Origin of the sequence: Actinoplanes sp. SE50/110 (assembly GCF_900119315.1) — a bacterium.
Taxonomy (GTDB): Bacteria; Actinomycetota; Actinomycetes; order Mycobacteriales; family Micromonosporaceae; genus Actinoplanes.
In genome coordinates, this window is the sequence record NZ_LT827010.1 from 5,310,483 (window position 1) to 5,336,965 (window position 26,483).

A 26,483-nucleotide genomic window follows, 5' to 3' on the forward strand; every position below is an offset into this window, starting at 1 on the left:
GGCTCAGCGTCCGATGGTCATCCTTGATGGCTGCGACGCTGGGCTCCCGCAAGCGGAAGATCGATCGGACCGTCCGGATGACGGTGTTCCTGATCGGTGTGCTGGTGCTGATCTCCAGCGTGGTGACGAGCGTGCTCGCGGTGCGCCGCGGCCGGGTCGACGCGCAGGACCACGCGCTCGACGTCACCCTGGGGCGTCAGGTGGAGGCTCTGCAGAACTACTTCGAGCGGGCCCGCGCGATCGACGCGGTGCTCGCCGACAACCCGGTGTTCAGCGACTACTACGCGGCACCCGCCACCCCCGCCAAGCTGCGCCGGGTCAACGAGGCGCTCGGCTACCTGGAGACCCTCTTCCCCGGGCGGATCGGTGAGGCCTGTTTCATCGACAGCAGTGGCACCGAGATCGCCCGGGTCGTCGACAGCACCCCGGCCGGCCCTGACGACCTGTCGCGGGACGAGGACGACAACGCCTTCTTCGCGCCCACCCTGGCGCTCGAACCGGGCCAGGTGTACCAGGCCAAGGAGTACGAGTCGACGGACACCCACAACGCGGTGATCTCGAACTCGACGACCGTGCGGGCCGCCGGGCACACCGGGATCGTGCACTTCGAGATCGCCCTGGACAGTTTCCGGATGGCCGGCACCACCGGCTCGATCGCCGCGTCGATCGTCGACGCGCAGACCGGCCACGTCCTGGTCGACACCCGCACCGGCAGCATCCCCGCCGCCCTGCCGCCCGGCGCCGGCGATCACGGTGTGACCACGCTGGGCGGGCGGCGGATCGCGTACCAGCGGATCCACGCCACCCGCGGCAACGCCAACGACTGGTATCTCGCGGTGTCCGCGCCCGCCTTCGGCCGCGGCTGGACCCACGGTCTCAGCATCGGATCGCTCGCGCTGCTGCTCGGCGCGCTGCTGATCATCCTGATCTCCGCCGTCAGCGGCTGGCGGTATCTGACCGCGGTCCGCCGGTCGGCCACCTACGACCGGCTCACCGGCCTGCCGAACCGCACCCTGCTCGCCGACCGTCTCGGCGCCGCACTGGACGGCGGGCAGCGGGCCGCCGTGCTGCTGTTCGACCTGCAGGGCTTCAAGGATGTCAACGACCTGCTCGGCACCCGGCACGGCGACCTGTTGCTGACCCAGGTCGCCCGGCGGCTGTCCGCGGCGGTGCCGTCCGGCGCGCTGCTGGCGCGGGTCGGCGCCGACGACTTCGCGGTGCTGCTGCCCGGCGGCGACCTCGCCGGGGCGCACCGGGTGGCCGACGACCTGCTGCAGGTTCTGCGGCCGGCTTTCACCCTCGGCGACGTCAGCCTGGACGTCGAAGTCAGCGCCGGGATCGCGGCCGGGCCGGGGCACGGCGACGACGCGGAGACCCTGCTCCGGCACGCCGGCAGCGCCCTGCAACTGGCCACCGAACAGGCCACCGGTGTGCACGAGTACGAGCCCGGGCAGGACGCCGACCCGGCGCACCGGCTGCAGCTGCTCGCCGACCTGCGCCGCGCGCTGGACACCGACGACCAGCTCACGGTCCACTACCAGCCCAAGATCGAGCTGGACGGGGAGCGGGTGGCCGGCGTCGAGGCGCTGATCCGCTGGGAGCACCCGGACCGGGGCCGGATCCCCCCGGACAGCTTCATCCCGATCGCCGAGACCACCAGCCTCATCCACCCGCTGACCACCCGGGTCCTGGAGATCGCCGTCCGTCAGGCGGCCGCGTGGCGCCGCGACGGCCGGCTCCTCCCGGTCGCCGTCAACCTGTCCACCCGCTGCCTGCTCAACCCGAGCTTCCCCGATCAGATCTTTCAATTATTGCGGTCGTACGACGTTCCGGCCGCCGTGCTGGAGCTGGAAGTCACCGAGAGCCTGGTGATGACCGACCCGGAGCGCTGCCTCGCGGTCCTGCACGCCCTGCACGCGGGCGGCATCCGGCTGTCGGTCGACGACTTCGGCACCGGCCACTCGTCGATGAGCTACCTGCAGCGCCTGCCGGTCGACGAGTTGAAGATCGACAAGTCGTTCGTCCAGGGGATGGCGACCAGCCACGGCGACGCGGTCCTGGTGCGGACGGCGGTCAGCCTCGGGCACAACCTGGGCCTGTCGGTCGTCGCCGAGGGTGTCGAGGACGCGACGGCGGTCGCGGCGCTGCGTGAACTCGGGTGCGACATCGCCCAGGGCTACCACTACGCCCGGCCGATGCCGGCCGCCGACTTCGACCGCTGGCACGCCGCGTTCCTGGGGAAGCAGGCCGCCGACCTGCAAGTTGCACAGTAACGTGCCATTCTCGAAGTTACGTCGTAAAACATCGATCGACGCCGGTGGAGGGGTTAGCCTCGGGGAGCGTTCTGGCGGGCGTACGACGGCCCGGCCACCGGTTGCGGTGACCGGGCCGTCGACCGAGCTCAGGGGCGCGGAACGGGGAACTCACCCTTCGCGACACCGTCGAGGAAGCAGTCCCACTCGGTGGCGTCGAAGATCAGCGGCTCACGATCCGGATTCCGCGAGTCCCGGATCGCGACGAAGCCGTCAACCTGAGCGATCTCCACGCATCCGCCGTTGGCGTTGGACTTGGTGGACTTGCGCCACTGCGCGTCGGCAAGATTGACGTGGTACTTGTCCATCGATGGCTCCTACTACTGCGGTACGAGCTGGCGGGCGACCGCGGCGATCAGCTCACGGGACTCCTGCTTACTGAGTGCCGCCGCGGTGATGTGGTTCAAGGAGACGTTACTCCGCGCCAGATCGTCTTCCCGTTCGAGGTAAAGGTTGCCTGCCTGGGATTCCACGTAGGCGACCGGACTGTGCAACTCTTCCGCGAACTCGAACAACGTCAAGGCGCCCAGCGTGCCCGGGTAGCTGCCGTTGGCGAACGGGACCACCTGGACGGTCACCCGCTTCGGCAGGCGCAGCAGGTGGTTGAGCTGTTCCGCCATCACCTGCGGACTCCCGATCTGCCGGCGGAGAACGGCCTCGTCGAGCACGACCCAGATCTCCGGCGGCTCCTCCAGGAAGACCCGGTCCTGCCGCTCCAGGCGAATCCGGACTTGTCGGTCTACTTCAGTATCCGGCATCGAGGGATTGGAGGCCTCGGTCAAGGCGTGGGCATAAGCCTCGGTCTGGAGCAGACCGTGAACCATGAGCGGCTCGAAGATCCTGATTTTGGTGGCGGCACTCTCCAGACCCAGAAAGGTGGAGAACGGAGCGGAGACGGCACCGTATTTCGACCACCAGCCACGCTGGGCGCCGAGGGTGCGCAGCTCTTGCAACTGGCCGCTCAGCGCGTCCGGGGCGCCGTAGAGGACGAGCAGGGCTTCCAGCTCGACCGGTTTCATGCCGACCTCGCCGCCCTCGATCTTCTGGATCTTGCTGATCGAGCAGCCCAGACGGTTGGCGGCGTCCTGCTGCGACTTGCCGGCGGAGGTGCGCAGCTGACTCAACTGCTCGCCGAGCTGCCAGCGCGGGATGGTCGGGCCGATCGGGCGCGCCATGGCGGACTCCACTTCCCTCGCCGGAATCGATCGAGGACATCGTGCTCGCTTCGTCGGCATACGGCAACGGCGTTAGGTGGAAGATCCATAGTGATGTCCCTCTTTCGAGGAACGAAAAGTTACGGCATAAGATTGACGCCCCCTGAAGGCAGTGCCACTCTGGCTATCGCGACCGAGCCGCCCACTCCACAGTCGACGACGATCGCCGATCCCGCGGCGACGAGAGTCCACGACCCCGGTGCCCCGCGGCGGCCGGCAACCACACCCGTGCGGTTCGTTGATCGACAGGGAGCTTCCATGGACGTACAACCGCAATATGAACTGCCGCAACGGCACCATGACCTGACCGGCGGGAAAGGCCGTCGCCATGACACTGCCCCGGCCCGGTGACATCCTCCGCGTCGGCAGCGCGGCCAGCGTGCAGTTCCGGAAACCCATCCTGCTCCGGGTCATCCAGGTGCATGACTGGACGACGTACGACGGCTGGATCTGGATAAGCGGGTACTCCATCGACCCGGCCGGGCGCGCGATCGAGCGGCGCACCATCTTCGTGCAGTTCGACGGCCTGCGGACGATCCCCGCGAACCGGTTGCCGATCGCGGACGCGGCGGACCCCGCCTCCGCGGAATGACCGGCCGCGCTCGACAGTCACGGTCGGGACCGCGCCGGCCCGTGAACCTCAGATAGGCGAATTCACCAAGCCGTCGAGATCATCCTGAGCCTTCCTGGTCTGGGCGTGGTCCGCGCCCAGAACCCGCACCATGTCCTCCACCAGAGCGCGAAGGTCAGCGATGGCATCCGAGGTGTCGCCGGCGACAGCGCGCCATTTCGCCAGTTCAAGGCGGGCCTCGAGGGTGACGGGATGATTCCGGCCCGCCAAGCGAACATAGTCGCGAGTCAGCGCGGTGAACATTTCGACGGCCGGCCGCCCCTCCCCCGCCATTCCTCGGAAGCTGGCAGCGTTCCATCGGGCCGCCAGGGTGTTGCTGTCGTCCGGCCCGAGTTCCCGAGTGAGAGCCGCCACCAGATTGTCGAATTCCCCGGCGCTCCGCAGTGGGTCGCCGGTGTGGCCGCGCCACTTCGCGAGGTTGAAGCGGGCACCGAGGGTGTTCGGGTGGTCGGCTCCCTGAATGCGCAAGCAGTCGACCAACACCGCCTCCAGGTCGGCGATTCCCCCGATCGTGTCTCCGGCGCGCGCCTTGTGCTCGCCGAGGTTGCGGCGGACGTTCAGCGTTTCATCATGATCTTGCCCAAGCGTCCGGACACAATCCCCGACCAGCGCCTCGAAGTCGTCGACCGCGCCCGACATGTCGCCTGAAGCGCCACGACGGACGGCGAGGTAGATGCGGAGTCGCAGCGTGCTCAGGTGGTCGATGCCGACATGCTCGACCGTTCTACGGTAGAGGTGGTCGAGGAAGCTCGTCGACGGTTGCTCGCCCTCACCGGCGATGCGATGCAGGGTGCGGTAGAGCACCGGATGGAGGTTGCCCTCCGGGTCCCACAGATCCAGGTCGGTTGCTTCCACGAGTGCGATCACATTCGCAGCCATCGCATCCTCTCGTCGGCGCATGGTCCTCCACTGTTCGAAGACGGCGTCGGCCAGGCAGGTCGACAGACGCCGACGGGCGTCCGGAGTCAGTGTTTCGCGGACGGCCCGTTGGACCATTGCGTGGATGTGAGCGGTCTCGGTCGCATCGTCGAGGGACAGCAGATTGAACCGAGCCAACAGGCGCAGCGCCTCATCGATCGTGTCGGCGTCGATCTCGCGATCGACCCGCTCGGCGCAGAACGCTGAGACTGACGTGGTTGTCAGGATGCTGATCGGAATGCCGTTCGGATCGAGCAGGGCGGCGAGTTCGAGCACCGGCTGTGCCAAGCCGACCGGGGCCAGTCGCGCGGCCTGCTCGATCGACAGAGTCCAGATCGCCGACATCGGCACCCCCTGCTGGTCAGGCAGGGCGTCCGGGGCCAGGTCTGACAGCCGGCGCCGCCGGCCGGTGAGCAGCTTCCGATACGCGGAGCAGGACGTTCGCGGCCCGCGGTCAAGGATGTAGGCGGCCGCCTGGGCGAGAGCCAACGGATGATGACCGAGAGCGGCGGCAAGGTCGGCGGCGCCGTCGAGAGCTGCCGGGCGGGCCGCCAGCTTCGCCTTCAGATAGACCTCGGCCTCGGCAGGACGGAACACGGTCAGCTCGATCAGTTGTCGCCCGGCCCACAGAGCATTGTCCCGGCGCCGACTGGTCACCACCGTCCGGCCGAAGGCTTCAGCCGGCGGCCACAGGTATCGGAGGTCCGCCGGGTCCGAGACATCATCGAGAACGATCAGCCACCGGTGGCCGTGTGGCTCGGCGAGCCAGGTCAGGAACCGCTGAGCGGCACGGTCCACGTCACCCTCCTCGATGCCGAACACCCTCAGCGCGGCTTCGGCATATCCGGCTACCAGGTTCCGTCGGGAAGTCGCGGTGATCCACACCAGGAGATCGACCTCGCGTTTCCGCCACAAGTCGTGCGCCAGGTGAGCTACCAGTTGCGTCTTGCCGACTCCGCCCATGCCGGTGACCACCTGAGCGACCGTGCCCTCGCGCGATGCCGACGGCCTGGCCAGCGTCTGGTCGGCCGGCCGGCTCTGCCGGCAGTCCGCCTCCGGCGGCACCACCCCGGCCCGGCACGGCCAGGTAACCGGCACCGCACCGCCGGAGAAGTTGTACTGGACGTTGTGGGCACCGAGTTGAAGCGCCTGAGCCGTCGGCAACGGCGGAGGTTCAGGTGGCGTGGTCACCGGGACGGCTCCAGGGTGAGCGGACATGCCAGCATGGACCCGTGCGTAACGAGCAACGCCTACCCACCCGGACGCCCGAGTCCCGGGCATTCGCGGAGCGGGTGCAGGTCGTCATGAATCTCACCTTCCGCCTCAACGCGCTGCCCTTCGACGATCTCGACGGGCGTCGGGCCGTGCTGGCCCAGATCTTCGGCAAGGCGCTGCCGGACTCGCTGACCATTCTGCCGCCGTTCTACTGCGACCACGGTCTGGGCGCCGCATTCGGTGAGCGGGTCTTCATCAACCAGGGCTGCTATTTTCTCGACTTCGGCGGCATCACCATCGGCGATCGGGTGCTGATCGGACCGCGGGTGACGCTGAGCACCGCCGGGCATCCGGTGGCGCCGGGTGAGCGGTTCGATTTCATCACGCACGCCCCGATCGTCATCGAGGATGACGTGTGGATCGGCGCGGCCGTCACCGTCGCTCCGGGGGTGACGATCGGGCGCGGCTCGGTGGTCGGCGCGGGCGCGGTCATCGCCAAGGATGTGCCGCCGCTGAGCGTGGTGACCGCCACCAGTTTCGTCGAGCGCAAACGCCTCGGCGAGTAGATCGGGCGGTCAGAGGTCCTGGCGACCGCGGGACGGCAGCCCCAGCGAGACGGCGATCGGGTTCCACAGGGCCAGGAACTGCTCTTTGGCCACGGCGGAGGACGCGGACTCGTGATCAGCGGCTTGCCGGTAGACCTTGGCGGCCGGGGTGTCGGCGCACCCGGCGCTGTTTCTTTCCCGGGCCCATTTCACATAGGCCACGTCACTGTTCAGCGAGTGCGTGAGCCCGGCACTCAGCGCATCCCGCGCCGCTTCGCCGGACGGGATGGCCGAGAGGTCCAGGCTCGCCAGCGTGGACCGCTGTTCGTCGCGCTCGACGCCCACGGCCTGCAGTCTGCTGACGGCGTCGTCCACCTTCTCGCAGGCGAGCACCGCGATGATCGCGGCGTTCAGCTCGGCCCGGGATGCGCTGCTGCGGTCCAGCAACTGGTTCATGGCGGCGCCCTGGGCCGCCGCGCTGCCGGTGGGTGAGGCACTCGCGTCAGGCGGCGGGCCGCCGGTGGTGGCGGTGCCGGTCGCGTCGGTGAGGCCGGGAAGGGGCAGGGTGGGCTGGTGGCCGCCCGCACCGGCCACCAGCACCGCGCTGCCGACCGCCGCGAACAGCACCGTTGCCAGGCCGGCCAGCAGCGGGGCCAGCGATCGCGACCCGCGGCGCGCCATGGTGGGCCGGGCGAAGGCGAACGTGCCGCGGAACGGGACCGGGTCCGGATGGGGCTGGTCGCCGGTGAAGGCCGGGGTGCGTCGAGCGACCGCGTCCAGGAGCGTGCTGTCAGCCCGCCGAGCCTCCCGGGCCGGGTGGAACGCGGGCGTGGATCTGGCCAGAGCCAACAGCAGTTGACGGCCGAACGACGGGTCCCCGGCCGGCATCAGGCGGTGCCGTCCTCGACCTCGGGTTTGCCGACCTGTCTGAGCATCTTCTCCACCATCAGCGGAGCGGTGATGCCCAGTGAGCCGGCCGCGAACGGCCCGCCGAGCTGACCGTCCGCGCCGAAGACGGCGGCCAGCCCGGCTCCGGCGGCGAGCCGGAGGACCACCGAGAGCAGGTATGCGGGAAGTCTCGGCTCGCCGGGACGCTTCCACGGCAGCGCCTTCGCCCGGCGCAGTGCACCGGCGAGTTCGAGCGCCTCGACGACCGATCCGCCCACCAGAGCCCAGGCGGCAGCGGACAACGGCGGCAGTGCGACGTCCGGCATGGAGAGCACTGTAGCCAAGGGGAATTGATGTTGGTTATCGGCCTGTCGGCGCGATGCGCGCTCCGGTCAGGACGTCAGCGCGTGCCGGATGGGCGGAAGCAGATGTCGTACGCTGCCGGCGTGGTCAGCCTCGCTACCGTGATCAAGCAATGGGGCCGGATCGGGTGTCTCGGCTTCGGCGGCCCCCCGGCGCACATCGCGTTGTTCCGCCAACTGTGCGTCGACCGGCGGCAGTGGATCGACGCGCGGGAGTTCGAGGACGCCATCGCCGCGTGCAACCTGCTGCCCGGGCCGGCCTCGACCCAGCTCGCGATCTACTGCGCGTGGCGGGTCCGGGGCCGGGCCGGCGCCCTGGTGGGCGGCCTCGCGTTCATCGTGCCCGGCCTGGTCGCCATCCTCGCCCTGGCCGCGCTGTTCCTCGGCGACCCGCCGACCTGGGTGCGGGCCGCCGGCGCGGGCGCCGGATCGGCGGTCGCGGCGATCGCCCTGCAGTCCGGGGCGATGCTCGTCCCGGCCAGCTGGAAACGGGCGGTACGCGTGCGGTGGGCGGCATACCTGCTGCTCGGCGCGGTGGCGGCGGCAACCGTCGGGCCGTGGCTCGTACTGGTCCTGATCGCGTGCGGCATCGCCGAGATCGCCGCCCAGCGCCTGCCCGTTTCTGATCAGCGACCGGCGCCGCTGGTCGCGGTCTTCGGCGGCGCGGCGCTGCTCCCGCTGGCGTGGACCGCGCTGAAGGTCGGCGCGCTCTCCTACGGCGGCGGCTTCGTGATCATCCCGCTGATGCAGGCCGACGCGGTCGGGCAGCACCACTGGATGACCGCCGCGGAGTTTCTCGACGCGGTCGCGCTCGGGCAGATCACACCCGGCCCGGTCGTGCACACCGTCGCGGTCGTCGGCTACGCCGCCGCCGGCCTGCTCGGCGGACTGCTGGCCGCGGCCGTCGCGTTCAGCCCGTCGTTCACCTTCATCCTGCTCGGCGCGCACCGCTTCGACCGGCTCCGCGGCAACCGGCGGGTCGGCGCCTTCCTCGACGGCGCCGGCCCGGCCGCGATCGGCGCCATCCTGGGATCCGCGGTCCCCCTCCTGCGCGCCCTCACCGAGCCCTGGCAGTACGCGGTCTTCGCCGGCGCCGCCGCGCTCGCCCTCGCCCTGCGCCGCGGTCCGGTCCTCACCCTGCTCGCGGCCGCCACCGCCGGCGTCGCCATCGTCCTGGCCGGAGGTCCACTCCCGCGATGATCATCCGACCGATGCGCCCCGACGACCTGCTCGCCGTTCAGGACATCGAGCGCTCCGCCGGCGAGCAGTTCCGCGACATCGGCATGCCCGAGATCGCCGACGACGACCCGTTCACCATCGACGAGCTGACCCGCTACCTGCGCACCGGGCTCGCCTGGGTGGCGGCCGACCCCGATGATCGACCCGTCGCCTACCTGATCGCCGACCCGGTCGACGGCTGTCTGCACATCGAGCAGGTGTCGGTCGATCGCCGCCACGCCCGCCAGGGCCTGGGCCGCCGCCTGATCGACCACCTCGCCGCCCACGCCGCGGCCGCGCGGATCCCGGCGCTGACCCTGACCACCTTCACCGAGGTGCCGTGGAACGCGCCGTACTATCGCCGGTGCGGTTTCCGGCAGCTCGGCAGCGCCGAGATCACTCCCGGGCTGCGCGCCGTCCGCGCCCACGAGGCCGCGCTGGGCCTGGACCGCTGGCCCCGCGCCTGCATGCGCCGGACCGTGGAGTGGTCACCGGCCGGAAGCGGCACCTGATCGCCGACCCGAGGGCCTGGTGATGACGCCGACCCCGACGGTGGTGCCGTCCCGAACACACCTCATGGCCATCGGCGTGGCCACCTCCCGGACGATTCCCGAGAGGGCGACATTTTCCGGCTGTATCAGCGCCATCCCATTATCATGCGGCGAAGCGTTGACAGGAGAAGGTGATGGGGCGCGCGACGCTACGCATTCCCCGTGAAGCCGATCACCTTGCGCGCGCCCAACCGATCAATTGTCGACGGCACTCCCGATCCGAGGTTGATCCTCGCTTGTTGTACCGGAGGGCCCGCATTTCGGCGGCCCCTCCGGGTGCCGATACACGTTGACGAGACGTCCGCCAAGAGGATCGCACGCAGTTGCGCCTTCAACACTGTCTCGAGGTGGCTTCGCCGGGCCCATGTGGTGATCGCGCTGGCCGTGGTCGGTGTGTGTACTGCCTGGTTGCTCACCGGCCCCGTATCGTTCCGGATTTCCTGGATGTTCCTTCCCGGGCTTGTCGCCTTGTGGGCATCACAAATATCCGACCGGCTGACACATCGATCGTTGATCGCGCAGCACCCGCGAGTGAACCGTGACGAGGTCGTCCTGGCGGACCTGCATGGTGAGGTCGCTTCCCGGATCCTCGCCCTGAATCCGCAGATTCCCCTTGTGCGTGGACCGGCGGAGAATCCCTGATTTTCGATCGCCTGCCGGTGGCCTCGACCAGGTACCCATCTCGCTACATTGCCCGTGACCCACGCGGCGGCGAAAAGGGTGTCGCGGATGGCCTGCACCTCTCGGGTTCGTCAGATGTCCGTGGGAAGAAGAAAGACGGTTCACGGGCTCGGCCGGGCAGACACGGCCGGGATCGGGTTGTACTCGGGCGGGCCTACTGCGCCGGGTGTGTGTACAGGCTGGTTCGGCAGCCCGTCTCGCCGGGTTCGAGTTGCCTGGCGCGGAAGGCGACCGGCGTCGTCCTACCGTCCGTTTTCCGGATCACGACGGTGCATTCGCGCTCGGCGGCTACACCCACCGCGGCGACCAGGGTGCCCTTGTCGGTGACGGTGTCCACCGTGATGCCCTCATGGGGGAAGGCGGCTCGGACGCGGCCGGCAAGTGTTTCGGGTGTGGCGTCACGGAGCGCGGCGCTCAGTCGGGCCTCGGCGTCGGGCGGCAACTTCAGCGGCGGCGAGGCCGAGGGCGCCGGTGGCGTTGCGACCGCCGGGCAGGCGATTTCGTCATAGCTGGTGTAGCGGTACAACTGAAGGGTGTAGCGGTAGCACCGGGTCAACTCCTCGGTGGGCGCCGAATCGGGCGATCGCACTGCGAAGCGGATGTCGATGGTGGCCTTCTCGTCGGCGAAGACCCGCCCGGACCAGGCCAGCGGTGTCTCGCCGACCTCGCTGTTGCCGCCCTGTGCCGTGGTGGGTATCTCGGTGGCGGCGATGTACTCCGCCTGCCGAAGGCGGTCACGGTAACCGAAGTCGTCATTGAGCCGCCGTGCCGCCTGCTCGGCGTCGCGCGCCGGATACTCGCCCTGGAGCGAGACGGTCCCACAGCCGGCCGACGCCACGCCGGCGGTGACGAGTGCGGCGCCCCATCGCAGGAGCGCTGAGTACCTGATGCCCATGTCCGGGACGGTATCGGGCTCGATCGACAACCGCTATTCGTGCACCAGCACGCAAAGCCGGCCACTCATCCGCCAAGCCGTCAACTCGAGGACAGCACCGGCGCGTTTCTCAAGTCGTCCTCGACATCAACACCGATCAGGGTGCCGATCGCCGCCAACGTCTCGCGGAAGCCCCCGGGGCCCGGCCGGCCAGCGGCTCTCGATGCCGGCCAGGATCAGATCGATGCCGGCGACGAACTGCTCGCGGTCGTCGTGGTCGCGCAGTTTCCCGGCGATCGTCCGCAGGAACGGGAAGTCGTCGGTGTCCAGGCTGGCCCACATCGCCGACACCGTTTCGAGCACGTCGGCCCGGTCCGTCCCCTGCGTCACCGACCGGGACAGTGCCGCGTTCTGCGCCGCCACCCCCTGGATGTAGTTGAGCAGCGCGGACGCCGCGTCGAACTGGGCCGCCTCGGGCACGCCGAGGGCCTGCACGTGCCGCCCGATCCGTTCGAAGATCCGGAGCGTCGACGACTGCCCGGACAGCCGGGTCATCTGGTCGCCGATCCATGGATGCGCTTCGACGGCGTCGAACACGCCGAGCGCGATGGCCCGGATCGCCGCGGCCGGCGCCCGCGGCGCGTCCTCGACCGCCATCGCCGCGGCGAGCATCGTGTCGGTGGCGGCGACCAGCAGCTCGCCCTTGTTCGCCACATGCCAGTAGATGGCGCCTGCCCCGGTACTGAGCTGCGCGCTCAGCGCCCGGAAGGTCAGCCCGCTCTCCCCCGCCGCATCCAGCATCTCGACGGCGGCCTCGATGATCCGTTCCTTGGACAGAGCGTCCGCGCGCCGATCCGTGTTCCGCATGACCCCATCTTGACATGACTGGAACGTCGTTCCAGACTAGCTTCACTGGAACGCCGTTCCAAAATGCGAATCGAAGGAGGTGCCTGATGAGTGCCGCAGTCCTGGAAGCACCCGCCGACAAGGTGCACGCCACCTCGCTCCGGGCCGTCTGGCCCGCCATCCTGGGGCTGTCCGTGGTCTTCCTGGTGGAGATGCTCGACAACTCCGTGCTCAACGTGGCCCTCCCGAGGATCGCCCGCGAGCTGAACGCGTCCACCGCCGACCTGCAGTGGATCACCTCCGGGTACTCCCTGCTGTTCGGCGGCCTGATGATGGCCTTCGGCGCGGTCGCCGACCGCTACGGCACCCGCCGCATGATGCTGATCGGCCTGTCCCTGTTCACCCTCGCCAATCTGGCCGTCCTGCTGGTGCGCACCCCCGGCGAGCTGATCGCGGTCCGCGCCGTCGTCGGCGTCACCGCCGCGATGACCGCCCCCGGCACCATGGCGCTCTGCTTCCGCCTGTTCGACGCGGAGAACCTGCTGATGCGCGCCACCTCGCTGATCGCCACGGTCGGCCTGGTCGGGATGGCCGTCGGCCCCACCGTCGGCGGCCTCGTCCTGCAGGTCCTGCCATGGCAGACGCTGCTGGTGATGAACGTCCCGATCGCCGTCCTCGCGCTGGTCTGCATCCGCCGCGGCATCCCCGCCGACGACCCGGCCGCCCGCAACAGCACCCCGCTCGACCTGCCCGGCGCCCTGTTCGGCACCGCCACCATCATCCTGGCCCTGTGGACCGCCACCCTCGCCGTCGAGGACGGCTGGTCGCAAGCCGCCCCGTGGCTGGCCGGCCTCGGCGCCCTCGCCTGCGCCGCCGCCTTCGTCGTCCGCGAGCGCCGCACCCCGCACCCGCTGTTCGACTTCGCCCTGATCAAGCGTCCCGCGGTCGGCGCCAGCCTGGCCTACGAGGCGGCACTCGGCCTCGGCATGGCCGCCGTGTCGTACAGCGCCTCGCTGCAGTTGCAGGTGGTCTGGGGTTGGTCCCCCGCCGAGGCCGCGCTCGGCAACCTCCCGCAGGTCGCCGTGATGCTGGCGATCGGCCCGTTCGTCGAGAAGATCGTCGACCGGCTCACCACCCGGATCGCCGCCCCGCTCGGCGCCGGCGCGGTCATCGGCGGCCTGCTGATCTACGCCCTGCTCGGCCGCTACGACTACGTCTGGATCGCCATCGCTTTGGCCCTCACGGCCGCCGGCATGCGGGTCGTCGCCACCATCGCCGGCGTCACCGTGATGCGCGGCCTCCCCGAGGACCAGACCTCCACCGGCGCCGCCCTCAGCGACACCAGTCAGGAGGTCGCCGGCAGCATCGGCATGGCCGTCATCGGCACCATCGTCGCCGCCGCGGTCAGCGGCTCCCTCACCGGCGTCGACACCAGCCCGGCCGCCGCGCACACCTTCGAGAACGCGGTCACGGTGTCCACCCTGGCCCTCACCGCGATCTGCACCATGCTGGTCGTCTGGGCCGCCCGCCGCGCCGCCAAAGCCTGACCGACACCCGGCCGCGACAGCCACTCCCTGTCGCGGCCGGGCGTTCCGCTCCGCCCGCCGCCATGACGATTGCGGCGTACGCGGATAGCCGGCCCCGTCTCACGCCGACGACGCCCGCGGTGCGTGGCCGTTCGTCCTACCGCGCGGCGTGTAGGTGCGCATCCGGAGGTGGTCCATCAAACCGTCCCGAGCCCGCGCCCGCCTGATACGCCGTTGTCCCGCTATCCCAGATCGCGACGGACGATCTCGTAGACCTGATCGACGCTGAGCCCCCGCCGCCGCGCGATCTCCTCGACCGGATGGCCGTCCCCGTACTCCGCCACGATCGCGTCCACCTCAGGAGATCCGTGCGGAAACACCGGCGGCCCGTAGTGGCCGGGCGGCGGGTAGGCCGGGGGCGGCGGACAAGCCCCAGGCGGTGGATAAGCCGCAGGCGGTGGATAAGCCCCAGGCGGTGGATAAGCCCCAGGCGGCGGGTAAGCCCCAGGCGGGTAGTTCGTCGGCTGCTGCGGATAGGCGGGCGGCGGATAAGATGCGGGCGGCGGCTGGTAACCGTACGGCGGTTGATACCCGGGCGGCGGGGCGACCGGGCTCGGCGCCGCCGGCCCGACCTCCCGCTGGATCACCGCGTAGACCTGCTCCACGCTGATCCCGTACCGGGCGGCGATCCCCGCCACGTCATGCCCGTCCCCGAACTCGGCGACGATCCGATCCTCCCGGCTGACCTGCCCGTCATCCATAGTCACCATCTCAACGTACCCGTCCCCGGCCACCCCGGCCCGGGCGCCGGCAACCGGGCGGGAACCGCCGTCGCAACCTTCCGCACCTAGCGTGGTCCGGTGTTCGTATTCGGGGACGATGACCCACCGCGGCGGCTGCGGCTGCCCGGGGTGCTGGTGCTGGTGGTGATGACGGCCGGCGTGGTCGCGGTGCTGTGGGGCCCGGCCCGGCGGGTGGATCCGCCGGACGTTGCGGCACCGCCGGCCGCCGTCAGCGAGGCGGAGATCCGAGCCGCTTTGATCAAGTCGTACCGGGAGAGATTCTCCACCGGCGGCTACGGCTGTTCGACCGCGGTGCTGATCTCCGTCGAGGGCGCCCGGCCCAGCCCGGCGGAGCTCCGGCGGATGGTGCGCGAGAGCCAGCTCCGGGATTGCACCGCCGAGATCGGCGGTGACCCACGGCGGGTGTTGCTGTCCCCGCCGGACGGATGGGACAGCCGGGCCGAGCAGATCACCGCCGCGCTGGACGGCGTTCTCTGCCCGGCGGGCACCGCCTGCTCGGAGTGGGACCCGAACAATCCGGAGGAGCCTCAGCCCCCGGACGGGGATCCGAACGATCCGGCCGAGCATCATCGGCCCTCGGATGGGGATCCGAGCGATCCGGCCGAGCATCATCGGCCGGCGGATGCCGATGTGGCCGCGGTCCGGCGGGCGCTGGCCGCGATCGGCCATCCCGAGGCCGAGGTGAGGCTGGTGCAGCCCGGGGACGGTGGCCCGTCGCAGACGGTGATGTACGGCGTCCCGCTGGGACAGCAGGCGTGCGCGGTCTCCTACGCGGCCATCGGCCGGCATCCCAGCCGGCTCGGCGCCGTCGGGGCGCTGACCACCGGCCGATGCCTCGCCCCGGCGACGGGCTGAGCGGAGGCTCCCAGGCCACCACCTACACCGGGCAGACCGCGTCGACCCGCTGGGGCGACCGTCACCAGCGACGGGTACCTGCGGTCGCCGCAGTCCGCGCTGGACGCCGCCGACCTGTCCTGAACTCAGGTGTGGGCGATCTCGTTGACCCGCGCCTTCACGACCAGCTTCCGGGTCTTGCCGGCGGCGGTCAGCAGGAACGAGTGGGACTGGTACGAGTTCGCCTCGCCGCCGCACGAGAAGTTGATCTCGGCAGAGCCGTTGGCGTCGTACGTGTCGTAGATGCCCGGGCCGTCCACCGACAGCGTCACCTTGTCGACGCCGGTGACCTTCCATGCGAGGGTGACCGGGGTGCCCGGGTACTGGACCTGGTCGGTACCGGACGGGCAGGTCGGCTGCTGACTGACCCGGAAGTAGACGATCACCGGCCCGGACGGGGTCGTCCTGGTCACCACCGGCGCCGTCGTCCCACTGACCCGGTGGGTCGACGCGGTCTGCGGCGCGGCGCCGGCCACCGCCGACGCGGATGACGACGGGGGTGTCGACGGGGTGCCGAAGGAGGTGGTGACCGTCGGCGTCGCGCCGGAGGCCTGGGGCCGGTTCCACAGCTTGTGCAGCGCGATGCCGGTCAGCACGGCCAGCACCACCAGGAGGACGAGCACCGCGATGAACCACCGACGTCGCGACGCCGCATACGGAGCGGGCACGGATCCTCCCCGGTAGGGATCGACTTTCGGCGCACTCTATCGGTGCCACGCACGCTGCGGTGTCGGCCCGCTGACCCCCTGGCACGAAGCCGGTACGCCGTCCGTGCCGGATGGTTAATCTGAGGTGATGCGCCCCAACTTTCGCGATTTGTCGCTCGGTTTCCAGCTGTGGGCCGGTTTCGGGTCGCTCGCCCTGCTGATGATCGTGCTGGCGGTCAGCGCCGGGCAGGTCCGGGCGAACGTCGACCGGCAGGCCCGCCAGGTGGTCGAGCAGATCGACCCCAAGGCCCGCTCGGTGGCGCTGCTGCAGTTCCGGTTCTCCGACGCGTACGGCCTGCAGACCGCGTACACCGCCTCCGACCACGAACTCAAGCACGGCTTCTTCACCGAGGCCAAGGCGAAGGTGTACGCGGTGCTCGCCGACGTGCGCAAGTCGGCCTCGAACGACGCGCAGCGACAGCACGCCGCCGATTTCCAGGCCGGCCTCGACGACTTCATGACGATCGACGACCAGGTGTGGACGGCCGTGCAGCAGGGCCGGTACGCCCAGGCCACGCACATCAGCAACGTGACCGAGTCGGGTCCGTACCTGAAGGCGATGGACGCCGCCGCCAAGTTCGACGACTCGGTGACCGCCGAACGTACCGCCGCACTGGCGACGTTGACCCGGACCCGGAGCCACGCGACGGTCCGCGACCTGGTGCTGGCCACCGGCGCGGTGCTGCTGGCCCTGCTCGCCGCCACGCTGCTCACCCGCTCCATCCGGCGGCCGCTGCAGCGGGTGGTCGCGGTGGTGGACCGGCTCGCCGACGGTGACCTGACCCAGCGCACCGGGGTGCGGCGCGGCGACGAGATCGGCCGGATGAGCGCCTCGCTGGACCGGGCGATCGACCGGATCGCCGGGACGGTCACCGGGATCACCTCGCACGCCGAGCAGGTCGCCGCCGCCTCCAGCACCCTGACCGGCATGTCCCAGGCCCTGCAGGCGGACGCCGACCAGGCGTCGCAGCAGATCGGCATCGTCGCGGACAGCGCCGCCGACGTGTCCCGCAACCTGGACACGGTGGCCGCCGGCTCGGAGCAGATGGGTGCCGCGATCGCCGAGATCAGTCGCAACACCACCGAGGCCGCGATGGTGGCCAGCACCGCGGTCGACACGGTCGGTCAGGCCGGCGCCACGGTGTCCCGGCTCGGTACGGCCTCCGCCGAGATCGGCGAGGTGGTCCGGACCATCACCACGATCGCCGAGCAGACCAATCTGCTGGCCCTGAACGCGACCATCGAGGCGGCCCGGGCCGGCGAGATGGGCAAGGGCTTCGCGGTGGTCGCCTCCGAGGTCAAGGATCTGGCGCAGGAGACGGCCCGGGCGACCGACGACATCACCGCCCGGGTGGGCAGCATCCAGTCGCAGACCGGGGCGGCGGTCCAGTCGATCCAGCAGATCACCGAAATCATCCAGCGGATCAGCGAGGCGCAGGACACCATCGCCGCCGCCGTCGAGGAGCAGACCGCGACCACCGGCGAGATGAACCGGGGTGTCGCCAACGCCGCCGTCGGCAGCGGTGAGATCACCGAGAACATCGCGGGCGTCCGCGATGTCGCGGACCGCACGCGCGACAGCGCCGACCATTCGCGGCGCGCCGCCGACGAGCTGACCCGGCTCAGTCAGGCGCTGAACGACCTGACCCGGAGTTTCCGCACCTGATCGGCTGCAGTCCGGCGCCGAGGCAGACGAAGCCGGCCGCGGTCACCCGCTCGGCCGGCCCGCCGGAGCGGGTCAGCTCCCGCCCGGCCGCGGCGAGCGCCACCGCCGGCGGCTCACCGGCGGCGAGCCGCTGATGCACCAGGGCCATCAGCTCCGCGGCCGCCTCGTCGGGCACCGGCAGCATCGCCGCGATCAGCGACCGGGCGCCCAGCGCCAGCAGCGCCGCGGAGAAGCCGAGCAGTTCGTCACCGGGGCAGACCAGGGACAGGCCGCTGTCGCAGGCGGCGAGCACCACCAGTTCCGGCACCGCGGGCAGGGTCTGCAGGTCGTGCACGGTGAGCGGGCCGTCGGCCAGCCGCAGACAGGAGAACAGCGGGTTGTCCCGCCGGAAGCTGCCGTGCGCGGCCAGGTGCGCGATGTCGGCGTGCGGGAGCGCGGCCAGTACCGCCCCGGCGGTGGCGGCGCTGCCGGTCAGGGTCGTCGCGGCCGGGTACAGCCGGCCCAGCTGTGCCGCCTCGGTCACCGAGCCGGGCAGGTCGGGCCCGGCGACCACCAGCGGGCGGCCGGTCCGGCGCGGCCGGCCGGCGGCCTGGGACCACAGCGTCGCCGACGGGGTGACGGTGACCGGTCGGCCGTTCAGTGACGGCAGCAGCCCCCACGGCAACGACTGCAGGGTGCCGGTCGGCACCAGCACCACCGGGCGGTCCCCGAGCGCGTCGCGGACCGGGCCGATCAGGAAGTCGTCGAGCCGGCCGCCCAGGGTGGCCAGGAGCTGCCCGGCGGCTTCCGGGCCGCGTCCGGTCCCGCAGGCCGCGCGGCGCATCGCGAACGGCAGGCGTTCCAGCGGCCCGGCGATCCGGGCGGCCGGCCCGAGCGGGCGCAGCAGCACCCGGCCGTCCGCCACGAGCAGGGCGAACAGCCGGCCGGCGGACTCCACGTACTCGATGATCGCCGCCTCGCCCAGCAGCGCCGTCAACCGGTCCGCCGAGGCCGGCGCCGCCGCCGCGGCGTGGTCACCGTCGCGTTGCCGCAGCCGGTCCCGGACCCGGTTCTCCAGCGCCGCCTGCCGCCGCTCCAGGTCGGCGACCGAGGTCCCGGCCCGGCGCGCGGCGGTCAGTTCGGCGGCGACCCCGCGCATCTCGTCGAGCTCGGCGGCCAGCACCGGGTCGGCCGGCGGGCGGGCCCGGGTGAGCAGCAGGTGGGTGGCCCGGCCGCGTTCGGCCCAGCGCAGCACGCGGCGGGCCGACCGGGCGTCGAGCGCCATCCGCAGCCCCATGTCGACCAGGTCGGTGCGGTGCCCGGAGACGTGGGCGAGCAGATCGGGTGCGCCGAGCACGGCCCGGTGCTGCTCGGCGATGCGCAGCCCGGCCGCGATGGTGGCGCTCGCGGCCCGCCGCCGGCCCTCGATCAGCTGGCGCAGCGCCACGCACTGGCAGGCCCGGATGCGCAGCTCGGCCGGGTCGGTGCGGCGCGCCCGGCCGGCCGCGGCGAGCACCGCGTGGGCGGCGGCGGGCCGGCCCCGGTCCAGGGCGAGCCGGGCCGCGGTGATCCGGGCGTCGAGCGCCGGCAGCCGCCAGCCGGCCGTCTCCAGGGTGCGCGCCACCCGGACCAGGTCGGCCACCGCGACCTTCAGGCCGAGGCCGAGCCGGCAGCGCAGGGCGACCAGCCGGGCGACCGCACTCCAGTCGGTGCGCTGCTGCCGGGCGAAGGCGGCGGCCGCCCGGCGGGCCGCCGGCAGGGCCGCCCCGCAGTCCCCGGCGAGCTGGGCCGCGGTGGCCACCAGCAGGTGTCCCTCCGGCAGTTTGAACCGGCCGCGGGTGCGGGTCAGCTCGGCGACCGCCTGTTCGGCGACCACCCGGGCCTCGGGGGCGAGGCGGACCGCGAGCAGCAGCTCGGCCCGGTCCAGCAGCAGCGAGCTCACGTTGACGCCGAGTACGCCGTACCGCTGCTCGGCCTGTTCGAAGTAGCGCAGCGCCGCCGGGATCTCGCCCTGCCGACTGAGCGCGAAGCCCAGGTTCTCCCGCACCGTGGCGCCGAGCAGGCGCAGGTCCTGGGCGTCGCTGAGCCGTTCGGCGTCCTGCAGATCGGCCAGCGCCTCGGCGAACCGGTACCGCTGGACGTTGAGCACGCCCCGGTTGTTGAGCACCCGCCAGGTCCACACCGCGTCGCCGGCCGCGCGCAGCCGGGGCAGCGTCTCCCGGTACGCGTCCAGGGCCTCGCCGAGCCGGCCGGCGTGCTGCAGGATCGCGCCGCGCTGGGCGGTGGCCCGCAGTCGCTGCACCCCGTGCAGGTCGGCGCGGGCCTGGTCGATCACGGCGAGGGCGTCGCCGGTCCGGCCCCGGCGGCCCAGCACGAACGCCAGGGTCATTCGGGCCTCGGCGGCGAGCGTCGGGTTGCCGGCCCGCTCGGCCAGCCGGACCGCGCCCCGTTCGCAGCGCAGTGCGGTGTCCAGGTCGGCCAGGTGCAGGGCGGCCAGCCCGCGGGCCCGTTCGGCCACCGCCGCGGACTCCGGATCGCCGGCGCGCTGAGCGGTCCGCAGGGCCCGCTCGGCGAGTCCCCACGCCCGCCGGGGCTGCGCGTCGACGGAGGACAGCGCCTCGTCGCAGAGCCGCTCAGCGACCGGGTCACGCCCCATGTCGTACTCCCCGCTCGGCGCACCGCCACGAAACTGTCAGCGACATTTGTATCAAATCCACTGCTAGTCGTTCTTTTCCCTAGAAGCCGGGTGGGTTTCCCGGACGCAACGCACGCACGGGGAGAACGATGGGCACGACGACCGCAACGCACCGCGTCAATGAACTGATCGTGGCTCTGCCACATCTGAGCCTGGTGCTCGACCGACTCGGCACCCTCGGCCGGACGCCGGTCCGGGAGCCGCAGCGCAGCCCGGCGCTCGGCCTGGCCCTGGTCGAACTGGGCGAGCCGGCCGGACCGCGCGACGGGCCGGCCGCCGCGGCCGACGGCGCGGACTCGCCACTCGACGCGCTGCTGGCCGACCTGCGGGCCTATTTCCGCCGGGAGTACCACGGCTGGACGCCGGTGCTCGGCAAGAACCGCGAGGTCGAGATGGTCGGCAGCACCAACGTGATCAGCGGCGGCGGTCGCGGCCTGCCGGGCACCCCGACCCAGGCGGAGGTCCTGACCGGCGGTTGGTCCGGCCGAGCGCTGCCCGCCGACGCCGACGTCCTGCCCGAGGTCGAGGGCTCCCCCGGCGGCCGCCGCACTCTGCACGACGGCCTGGCCCGGCTCGACGGCGACCGCGGGCGCGGCGCCACCGTGGCGGTCTGCGACACCCGGCTGTGGGGCGACGGCGCGCTGGCCGGCGCCTACCTCGCCCCGCCGGCCGCGCTGCTGCCCCCGCCCGGCCCGGACGGTGTCGCCTTCACCGCCGGGCACGCCCTGTTCGTCACCGGCATCGTGCTGCGCAGCGCGCCCGGTGCCGCCGTGGTCGTCCACCCCACCCTGGACGACCACGCCCGCGGCACCACCTGGCAGTTCGCCAACGACCTGGTCGCCCTCGCCGGCCGCGGGGTGGACGTGATCAACGTGTCGGCCGGCTTCTTCACCGGCGACGACCAGCCCGCCCTCGCGGTCACCACGGCGCTGCGGCTGCTCGGCCCGCGGACCGTGGTGGTCGCCGCCGCCGGCAACCACGGCGAGAACGAGCAGGACGGCCGGCGCCCGATGTGGCCCGCCGCGTACGACGAGGTGGTGGCGGTCGGCGCGCTCACCCCGCAGGGCATGCCGGCGACGTTCAGCCCGGACGCACCGTGGGTGGACCTGCTGGCGCCGGGTGTGAACGTGGTCAGCAACTACTTCGGCGACGCGGTGTCGGTGGTCGACCCGGACACCCCCGGCACGACCGGCCGCTATCCGGGGCTGGCGGCCTGGAGCGGCACGTCGTTCGCCGCGGCCTGGGTCTCCGGCCTGGTGGCCGCCCGGATCCGGCCCGGCGAGACGGACGCCCCGGCGGCGCTGCACCGGCTGCTGCAGGACACCGCGGCCGGCACCACCGCGACGATGATCCCCAAGTGGTCGGCATGACCGCCGTCGACCGCCCGCGCGCGGGCCTGCCGCCGGAACCGGCCGACCTGGTCTCGCTCGTCACGGCCGCGGCCGCCGGCGACGAAGCGGCCTGGAACGCCCTGGTGGCGCGGTACGCCTCCCTGGTCTACGCCACCTGCCGGCGCTGGCGGCTGACCGAGGCCGACGCCGCCGACGTGAGCCAGACGGTGTGGCTGCGCCTGGTGGAGAACCTGTCCCGGCTGCGCGAGCCGCAGGCCCTGCCCGGCTGGCTGACCACCACGACGGCCCGCGAATGCACCCGGCTGTACCACTGCCGGCAGCGCGAACACCCGGAGGATGTGGAGTCCCGGCTGGCCCGCACCCCCGCCGACGACGACGGCCCGGTCGACCGGGACCTGATCGCCGCGGAACGCGACGCCGCCCTGCGCGCCGCCTTCGCCGAACTGCCGGAGCACTGCCGCAGCCTGCTCGGCATGCTGATGCGCGACGAGCCCGTCCCGTACGCCGAGATCAGCACCCGGCTGAGCATGCCGTGCGGCGCGATCGGCCCGACCCGCTCCCGCTGCCTGGACCGGCTGCGCCGCAACCCGGCCCTGCGCGCCCTGCTCACCGACGCCGAAGGCAACGAGGAGAAGAAATGACCGACACCTGGTGGTACGACGATGACCAGCTCCTGCACGCCCTGAGCCGAGCCGTGGCCGCACCGGACCGCACCCCGACGGAGGTCTTCGAGGCCGCCCGCGCCGTCTTCACCTGGCGCACCGTCGACGCCGAACTAGCCGAACTCGTCCACGACTCGGCCACCCGCCCGCCCGAGCTGGCCGGCCTGCGCGCCGAGGAGGCCGACCTGCGCACGCTCAGCTTCGAGGCGCCCGACCTCACCATCGAGCTGGGCGTCGCCCCGGCCGCCCTGCTCGGTCAGCTCGTCCCGGCCGAACCGGCCAGCCTCACGCTGCGCCTGGCGGACGGCACCACCACCGCCGTCCCGGTCGACGAGGACGGCTGTTTCCGCATCGCTCCGCGGCCCCGCGACCGTTTCACGCTGACCTGTGAAACGCCGGCGGGCCGCCGCATCGTCACCGCGGCCCTGACCCTCTGACCCGGATCGCCGCCGGCGTCCGGCACCGGGCGCCGGCGGCGATCCCGGACGTGGGGCAGCGCCGGAACGCCGCGGACCGCGAGCGCCCGGCGCCGCCGGCCCACGGCTACGCCGGGCGCCGGGTGAAGGTCAGGTGGGTGACGCCGCTCGGGGAGGCAACGGACTCGACGGTGAACCGGTCCTCCAGGCTCTCCAGGCCGTCCCACAGGCGTACTCCCCGGCCGAGGATGATCGGCACCAGGGCGACGTGCAGATGGTCGATCAGGTCGGCCTCCAGGAACTGACGGACCGTGGTCGGCCCGCCGCCGATGCGGACGTCCAGGCCACCGGCCGCCTCCCGGGCCTGCGCGAGCACCTCGGCCGGCGACGCGTCCACGAAGTGGAAGACGTTGCCGCCCTCCAGCTTGAGCGTCGGCCGCGGGTGGTGGGTGAGCACGAAGACCGGGGTGTGGAACGGCGGGTTGTCGCCCCACCAGCCCTGCCACTCCTCGTTCTCCCAGGCGCCGCGTTGCGGCCCGAACTTGTTGCGGCCCATGATCTCGGCGCCGATCCCCGGCCCCCACGCGGCCGCGAACGCGTTGTCGACGCCCTCGCTGCCGCCGTCCTGCCCGTTCATCGACTGGAACGCGCGGGTCGGGAAGAACCACTGCATGAGCCGCCCACCGGCATGCCCGAACGGCGCCTCCAGGGTCTGCCCCTCACCGGTGGCGAAACCGTCCAGCGAAACCGCGAGATTGTGCACCCTCACCTTTGACATCGCCCCACTCTATGGGCCGGCCGACCGGGACTGACACCCTCCGCGGTGATCACCTATGCTCTGCGCTCGTGCTCGACAGCCTCGCCGTCCGCCTCTCCCCCTCCGCGCCCTATCCGGAGGCCCGGGCCCTGCTCCGCGACAGCGATTTCCGGGCCGCCGACGCCGCCGACCCGCAGGCGCGCACCCGGCTCCTGCGCCTCTACGCGGCCCAGGCGAAACAGCCGGTGCCGGCGGACCCGGCGGATCCGACCGCGTCGGCGGTTCGCGCCTTCCAGCTGATCGAGCAGGGCTGGAACGTCCGCGGCGGCGGCCGGGCCCGGACCGTGACGGCCCGCCAGTTCCGGGTGTTCCACCGGTACCTGGCGGAGGCGGAGCGCGTGCTGCACGCCGCGCTGACCCGCACGCCGCACGACCTCGCGCTGTGGACGGCGAGCCTGCTCACCGTCCGCGGCCTGGAGATGGGGCTGGACCACGCCCGCTACCGGTACGCGTGCCTGTCCGCTTTCGATCCGCACCACCTGCCGGCCCAGTCGCAGCTGTTGCAGCAGCTGTGCCCCAAGTGGAGCGGCTCCTGGCCGGAGGCCGAGGCGTTCGTCCGCGCCGCCATGCGCGCCGCCCCCGAGGGCGCCCACAACGCGGTCCTGCTCGTCGACTACTACCTGGAGAAGGCCGACTTCCGGGGGCTGCGGGCGGACATCGAGGAGGCCGCCGGGCGTTCGGTGTGCCACCCCGCGTTCGCCCGCACCGTCGGCTGGGTCCAGGTGGTCAACTCGTTCGCGCTGGCGTTCAGCAAGGTCGGCGACCGGGCGAACGCGCGGCGGATGTTCACCATGCTCGGCCCGTACGCGTCGGAGTATCCCTGGTCGACCCAGTCGGCCGAGGTCACGGCCGCGTTCCGACAGGCCCGGATGCGTGCCTTCGGCCTCTCCGGCGGGCTGCCCGGGATCGCCGACCTGCTGCTGGTCGCGGCCGCGCCGGCGGTCGGCGTCGTCCGCCGCTACGTCACGAGATAGCCGGGAGAAGTCGCATGAGCATCCAGTTCGAGACCGGCGGCGTGCCCGGCGTGTTCGTCGCGTCGGCCGGTCCGCTGCGGGCCGGCCTGATCTTCCGGGTCGGGGAGGTCGACGAGCCGCTCGCCCGGCGCGGCGTCACCCGGCTGATCGAGCACCTGGTCCGGCACGCTGTGACCGATGCAGATCAGGATGATGCGACCGCGCCGGACCTCACCGAGTTCCACACCGAGGGGTCCGCCGAGCAGGTCCGCGCCTTCCTGGCCGGGGTCTGCGCCGCACTGCGCGAGCTGCCGGCCGACCGGCTGGCGGTGGCGCGGGACCTGGTGCACGCCGAGTACGCCGCCCGCCACGACGGGGCGGCCGCCGCGATGCCGATCTGGCGGCACGGCGCCCACGGCTATGGGCTCACGGCGTACCCCCGGTTCGGTCTGGACGGCCTTCAGGCCGAAGATCTTAAAATCTGGACGAACGACTATTTTGTACGCGGCAATGCGGCGCTGTGGGTGAGCGGCCCGCACCTGCCCGCCGATCTGGGCGTCGACCTGCCCGCCGGGGACCGCCGGCCGGCGCCGGCCACACCGACCCTGCCGGCCACTCCCGGGTATTTCCCCGGGCCGGACGGCGTAATCGTGTGGGACGCCGTGGTGCCGCGCGAGACCGCCGCCGTCGTCTTCACCCAGCTGCTGGCCCGCGCGCTGCATCGCACGCTACGCGTGGACGGCGGGCTGTCCTACACCGCGACGGCCGGCTACGCGCCGCGCGCCGACGGCACCGCGCTGATCACCGCGCTCGCCGACGGCCTCCCGGAGAAGCAGGACGCCGTGCTGGCCGGCCTGCTCGGCGTGCTGGACCGGCTGCGGCACGGCGACATCGACGAGGCGGAGCTCGCCACGGTCGTCACCCTGTGCGCCGACGGGCTGACGCAGGCCGCCGGGCAGGGCGCCGGGGCGCGGTCGCAGGCGATCGACCTGTTGCTGGGGCGTCCGCCGGCCGAGCCGAACGAGCTGCTGTCGGAGACCCGTGCGGTCACCCGGGCGGACGTGACCCGGGTGGCGCGCGCGGCGTTCGCGGCCGGTCTGCTGCAGAAGCCGGGCCGCCCGGACACCGGACCGCCCGGCTGGACTCCGGCCCCGGTCGCCTCCACCGCCCCGATCGACGGCGACGTCTTCCCGTCGCTCGCCGACCCGGCCCGGACCCGCGTGATCATCGGCGCCGAAGGCGCCAGCATGGTACTGGGCGAGACCGCCGCTACCGTGCGGTTCGACGCCTGCGCCGCCGTGCTGGCCTGGCCGGACGGCGCCCGCCGGCTGATCGGCGACGACGGCGTCACGGTCCACCTGGAACCGACGATGTTCCACCGCCTCGCCGCCGCGATCCCGACTCTCGACGGTCGTGTCCCGGCCGGGCTGCGGGCCGCGATGGCCGTCCGCGACCCGGCGGCCGTGCCGCAGCCTCAGCTGCGGCTGCCCACGATCACCGCGCCGGCGCCGCCGGCCGGCGCCTTCACCGGCCCGCCGCCGTCCCGCTGGACCTGGCGCGGCTACCTGGTCAACCTGGTCCTCTGCGTCGGCGTGATCGCCGGGTTCGCCACCGGCGCCCTCGACCCGGCGCAGGTGCGGGCCCCGTCCGGCTCGCATCCGCTGGACAACCTCCCCGCGGTGCTGATCGTGGTGGCCATGGTGGGCGCCCGCGCCGTCTGGGCCGCCCGCGGACTGCTGCGCCTCTACCGACACTGAC

General features: G+C 72.2%; 24 protein-coding genes. 13 read left to right on the forward strand and 11 right to left on the reverse strand.

All coding sequences use genetic code 11. The features are described 5' to 3' along the window. Positions 1 to 26: 26 nt before the first annotated feature. A complete protein-coding gene (locus ACSP50_RS23820; protein WP_014691841.1) occupies positions 27 to 2,273 on the forward strand; it encodes a bifunctional diguanylate cyclase/phosphodiesterase in 2,247 nt (748 codons plus the stop codon). A gap of 128 nt (positions 2,274 to 2,401) precedes the next feature. On the opposite strand, the gene ACSP50_RS23825 is transcribed toward ACSP50_RS23820, so the two are convergent. Further along, positions 2,402 to 2,620: a DUF397 domain-containing protein gene (locus ACSP50_RS23825; RefSeq protein WP_014691842.1), complete on the reverse strand. Its 219-nt coding sequence runs from the start codon at positions 2,618 to 2,620 to the stop codon at positions 2,402 to 2,404. A gap of 12 nt (positions 2,621 to 2,632) precedes the next feature. Beyond that, on the reverse strand, positions 2,633 to 3,487 hold the full coding sequence (locus ACSP50_RS23830; protein WP_014691843.1) for a helix-turn-helix transcriptional regulator: 855 nt from the start codon (positions 3,485 to 3,487) through the stop codon (positions 2,633 to 2,635). A gap of 367 nt (positions 3,488 to 3,854) precedes the next feature. Here ACSP50_RS23830 and ACSP50_RS23835 point away from each other — a divergent pair, with 367 nt between their 5' ends. Then, complete coding sequence (locus ACSP50_RS23835; RefSeq protein WP_014691844.1) at positions 3,855 to 4,118, forward strand: hypothetical protein; 264 nt, start codon at positions 3,855 to 3,857, stop codon at positions 4,116 to 4,118. 48 nt (positions 4,119 to 4,166) lie between these two features. On the opposite strand, the gene ACSP50_RS23840 is transcribed toward ACSP50_RS23835, so the two are convergent. Further along, positions 4,167 to 6,239 carry a tetratricopeptide repeat protein gene (locus ACSP50_RS23840; protein ID WP_052311702.1) on the reverse strand — a complete coding sequence of 691 codons (2,073 nt, stop codon included), beginning with the start codon at positions 6,237 to 6,239 and terminating at the stop codon, positions 4,167 to 4,169. Positions 6,240 to 6,307: 68 nt separating this feature from the next. On the opposite strand from ACSP50_RS23840, the gene ACSP50_RS23845 reads away from it, so the two are divergent. Further along, positions 6,308 to 6,856, forward strand: coding sequence for a sugar O-acetyltransferase (locus ACSP50_RS23845; RefSeq protein ID WP_172898793.1), 549 nt, complete (start codon positions 6,308 to 6,310; stop codon positions 6,854 to 6,856). Between the two features lie 9 nt (positions 6,857 to 6,865). Here the strand turns inward: ACSP50_RS23845 and ACSP50_RS23850 are convergent, their stop codons facing one another. Together ACSP50_RS23850 and ACSP50_RS23855 are read right to left on the reverse strand one after the other, a co-directional pair. Then, positions 6,866 to 7,723, reverse strand: coding sequence for a hypothetical protein (locus tag ACSP50_RS23850; protein ID WP_014691846.1), 858 nt, complete (start codon positions 7,721 to 7,723; stop codon positions 6,866 to 6,868). Continuing rightward, entirely contained in the window at positions 7,723 to 8,049 is a 327-nt protein-coding gene (locus tag ACSP50_RS23855) for a hypothetical protein (RefSeq protein ID WP_014691847.1), read from the reverse strand. The genes ACSP50_RS23850 and ACSP50_RS23855 overlap by 1 nt, the downstream gene beginning before the upstream one ends. A 120-nt stretch (positions 8,050 to 8,169) precedes the next feature. On the opposite strand from ACSP50_RS23855, the gene chrA reads away from it, so the two are divergent. Together chrA and ACSP50_RS23865 are read left to right on the forward strand one after the other, a co-directional pair. Further along, positions 8,170 to 9,285: a chromate efflux transporter gene (chrA, locus tag ACSP50_RS23860; RefSeq protein WP_231956701.1), complete on the forward strand. Its 1,116-nt coding sequence runs from the start codon at positions 8,170 to 8,172 to the stop codon at positions 9,283 to 9,285. Further along, complete coding sequence (locus ACSP50_RS23865) at positions 9,282 to 9,815, forward strand: GNAT family N-acetyltransferase (protein ID WP_014691849.1); 534 nt, start codon at positions 9,282 to 9,284, stop codon at positions 9,813 to 9,815. Before chrA ends, ACSP50_RS23865 begins: the two co-directional genes overlap by 4 nt. An 874-nt stretch (positions 9,816 to 10,689) precedes the next feature. Here ACSP50_RS23865 and ACSP50_RS23870 read toward each other — a convergent pair. Continuing rightward, positions 10,690 to 11,460: a hypothetical protein gene (locus tag ACSP50_RS23870; protein ID WP_231956702.1), complete on the reverse strand. Its 771-nt coding sequence runs from the start codon at positions 11,458 to 11,460 to the stop codon at positions 10,690 to 10,692. A gap of 96 nt (positions 11,461 to 11,556) precedes the next feature. Then, positions 11,557 to 12,276, reverse strand: a complete 720-nt coding sequence (locus tag ACSP50_RS23875) for a TetR/AcrR family transcriptional regulator C-terminal domain-containing protein (protein ID WP_014691851.1) — start codon at positions 12,274 to 12,276, stop codon at positions 11,557 to 11,559. A gap of 86 nt (positions 12,277 to 12,362) precedes the next feature. Here ACSP50_RS23875 and ACSP50_RS23880 point away from each other — a divergent pair, with 86 nt between their 5' ends. Then, positions 12,363 to 13,802: an MFS transporter gene (locus tag ACSP50_RS23880; RefSeq protein WP_014691852.1), complete on the forward strand. Its 1,440-nt coding sequence runs from the start codon at positions 12,363 to 12,365 to the stop codon at positions 13,800 to 13,802. 221 nt (positions 13,803 to 14,023) lie between these two features. On the opposite strand, the gene ACSP50_RS43520 is transcribed toward ACSP50_RS23880, so the two are convergent. Beyond that, positions 14,024 to 14,548: a hypothetical protein gene (locus ACSP50_RS43520; protein WP_197688084.1), complete on the reverse strand. Its 525-nt coding sequence runs from the start codon at positions 14,546 to 14,548 to the stop codon at positions 14,024 to 14,026. Positions 14,549 to 14,641: 93 nt separating this feature from the next. Between ACSP50_RS43520 and ACSP50_RS23890 the strand changes: the two genes are divergently transcribed. Beyond that, positions 14,642 to 15,439 carry a hypothetical protein gene (locus ACSP50_RS23890; RefSeq protein WP_014691854.1) on the forward strand — a complete coding sequence of 266 codons (798 nt, stop codon included), beginning with the start codon at positions 14,642 to 14,644 and terminating at the stop codon, positions 15,437 to 15,439. 125 nt (positions 15,440 to 15,564) lie between these two features. Here ACSP50_RS23890 and ACSP50_RS23895 read toward each other — a convergent pair whose 3' ends face one another. Then, complete coding sequence (locus ACSP50_RS23895) at positions 15,565 to 16,146, reverse strand: hypothetical protein (RefSeq protein ID WP_014691855.1); 582 nt, start codon at positions 16,144 to 16,146, stop codon at positions 15,565 to 15,567. Positions 16,147 to 16,273: 127 nt separating this feature from the next. On the opposite strand from ACSP50_RS23895, the gene ACSP50_RS23900 reads away from it, so the two are divergent. After that, entirely contained in the window at positions 16,274 to 17,851 is a 1,578-nt protein-coding gene (locus ACSP50_RS23900; RefSeq protein WP_014691856.1) for a methyl-accepting chemotaxis protein, read from the forward strand. Here the strand turns inward: ACSP50_RS23900 and ACSP50_RS23905 are convergent. Continuing rightward, positions 17,808 to 20,486: a CHAT domain-containing tetratricopeptide repeat protein gene (locus ACSP50_RS23905; protein ID WP_014691857.1), complete on the reverse strand. Its 2,679-nt coding sequence runs from the start codon at positions 20,484 to 20,486 to the stop codon at positions 17,808 to 17,810. The genes ACSP50_RS23900 and ACSP50_RS23905 overlap by 44 nt on opposite strands. Before the next feature lie 170 nt (positions 20,487 to 20,656). Between ACSP50_RS23905 and ACSP50_RS23910 the strand changes: the two genes are divergently transcribed. From ACSP50_RS23910 to ACSP50_RS23920, 3 genes are read left to right on the forward strand one after another with little or no spacing between them, the layout of a single operon-like run. After that, on the forward strand, positions 20,657 to 21,895 hold the full coding sequence (locus ACSP50_RS23910; protein WP_155123605.1) for a S8/S53 family peptidase: 1,239 nt from the start codon (positions 20,657 to 20,659) through the stop codon (positions 21,893 to 21,895). After that, the gene (locus ACSP50_RS23915) at positions 21,892 to 22,518 is read left to right on the forward strand and encodes an RNA polymerase sigma factor (protein ID WP_014691859.1); all 627 of its coding nucleotides are present in this window, start codon (positions 21,892 to 21,894) and stop codon (positions 22,516 to 22,518) included. Before ACSP50_RS23910 ends, ACSP50_RS23915 begins: the two co-directional genes overlap by 4 nt. After that, entirely contained in the window at positions 22,515 to 22,976 is a 462-nt protein-coding gene (locus ACSP50_RS23920; protein WP_014691860.1) for a hypothetical protein, read from the forward strand. The genes ACSP50_RS23915 and ACSP50_RS23920 overlap by 4 nt, the downstream gene beginning before the upstream one ends. A gap of 106 nt (positions 22,977 to 23,082) precedes the next feature. Here ACSP50_RS23920 and ACSP50_RS23925 read toward each other — a convergent pair whose 3' ends face one another. Beyond that, entirely contained in the window at positions 23,083 to 23,733 is a 651-nt protein-coding gene (locus ACSP50_RS23925; RefSeq protein WP_014691861.1) for a dihydrofolate reductase family protein, read from the reverse strand. Positions 23,734 to 23,801: 68 nt separating this feature from the next. Here ACSP50_RS23925 and ACSP50_RS23930 point away from each other — a divergent pair, with 68 nt between their 5' ends. Both ACSP50_RS23930 and ACSP50_RS23935 read left to right on the forward strand, forming a co-directional pair. After that, positions 23,802 to 24,746 carry a hypothetical protein gene (locus ACSP50_RS23930; RefSeq protein ID WP_052311704.1) on the forward strand — a complete coding sequence of 315 codons (945 nt, stop codon included), beginning with the start codon at positions 23,802 to 23,804 and terminating at the stop codon, positions 24,744 to 24,746. Between the two features lie 14 nt (positions 24,747 to 24,760). Beyond that, positions 24,761 to 26,482: a peptidase M16 gene (locus ACSP50_RS23935; protein ID WP_014691863.1), complete on the forward strand. Its 1,722-nt coding sequence runs from the start codon at positions 24,761 to 24,763 to the stop codon at positions 26,480 to 26,482. Position 26,483: the final 1 nt, after the last annotated feature.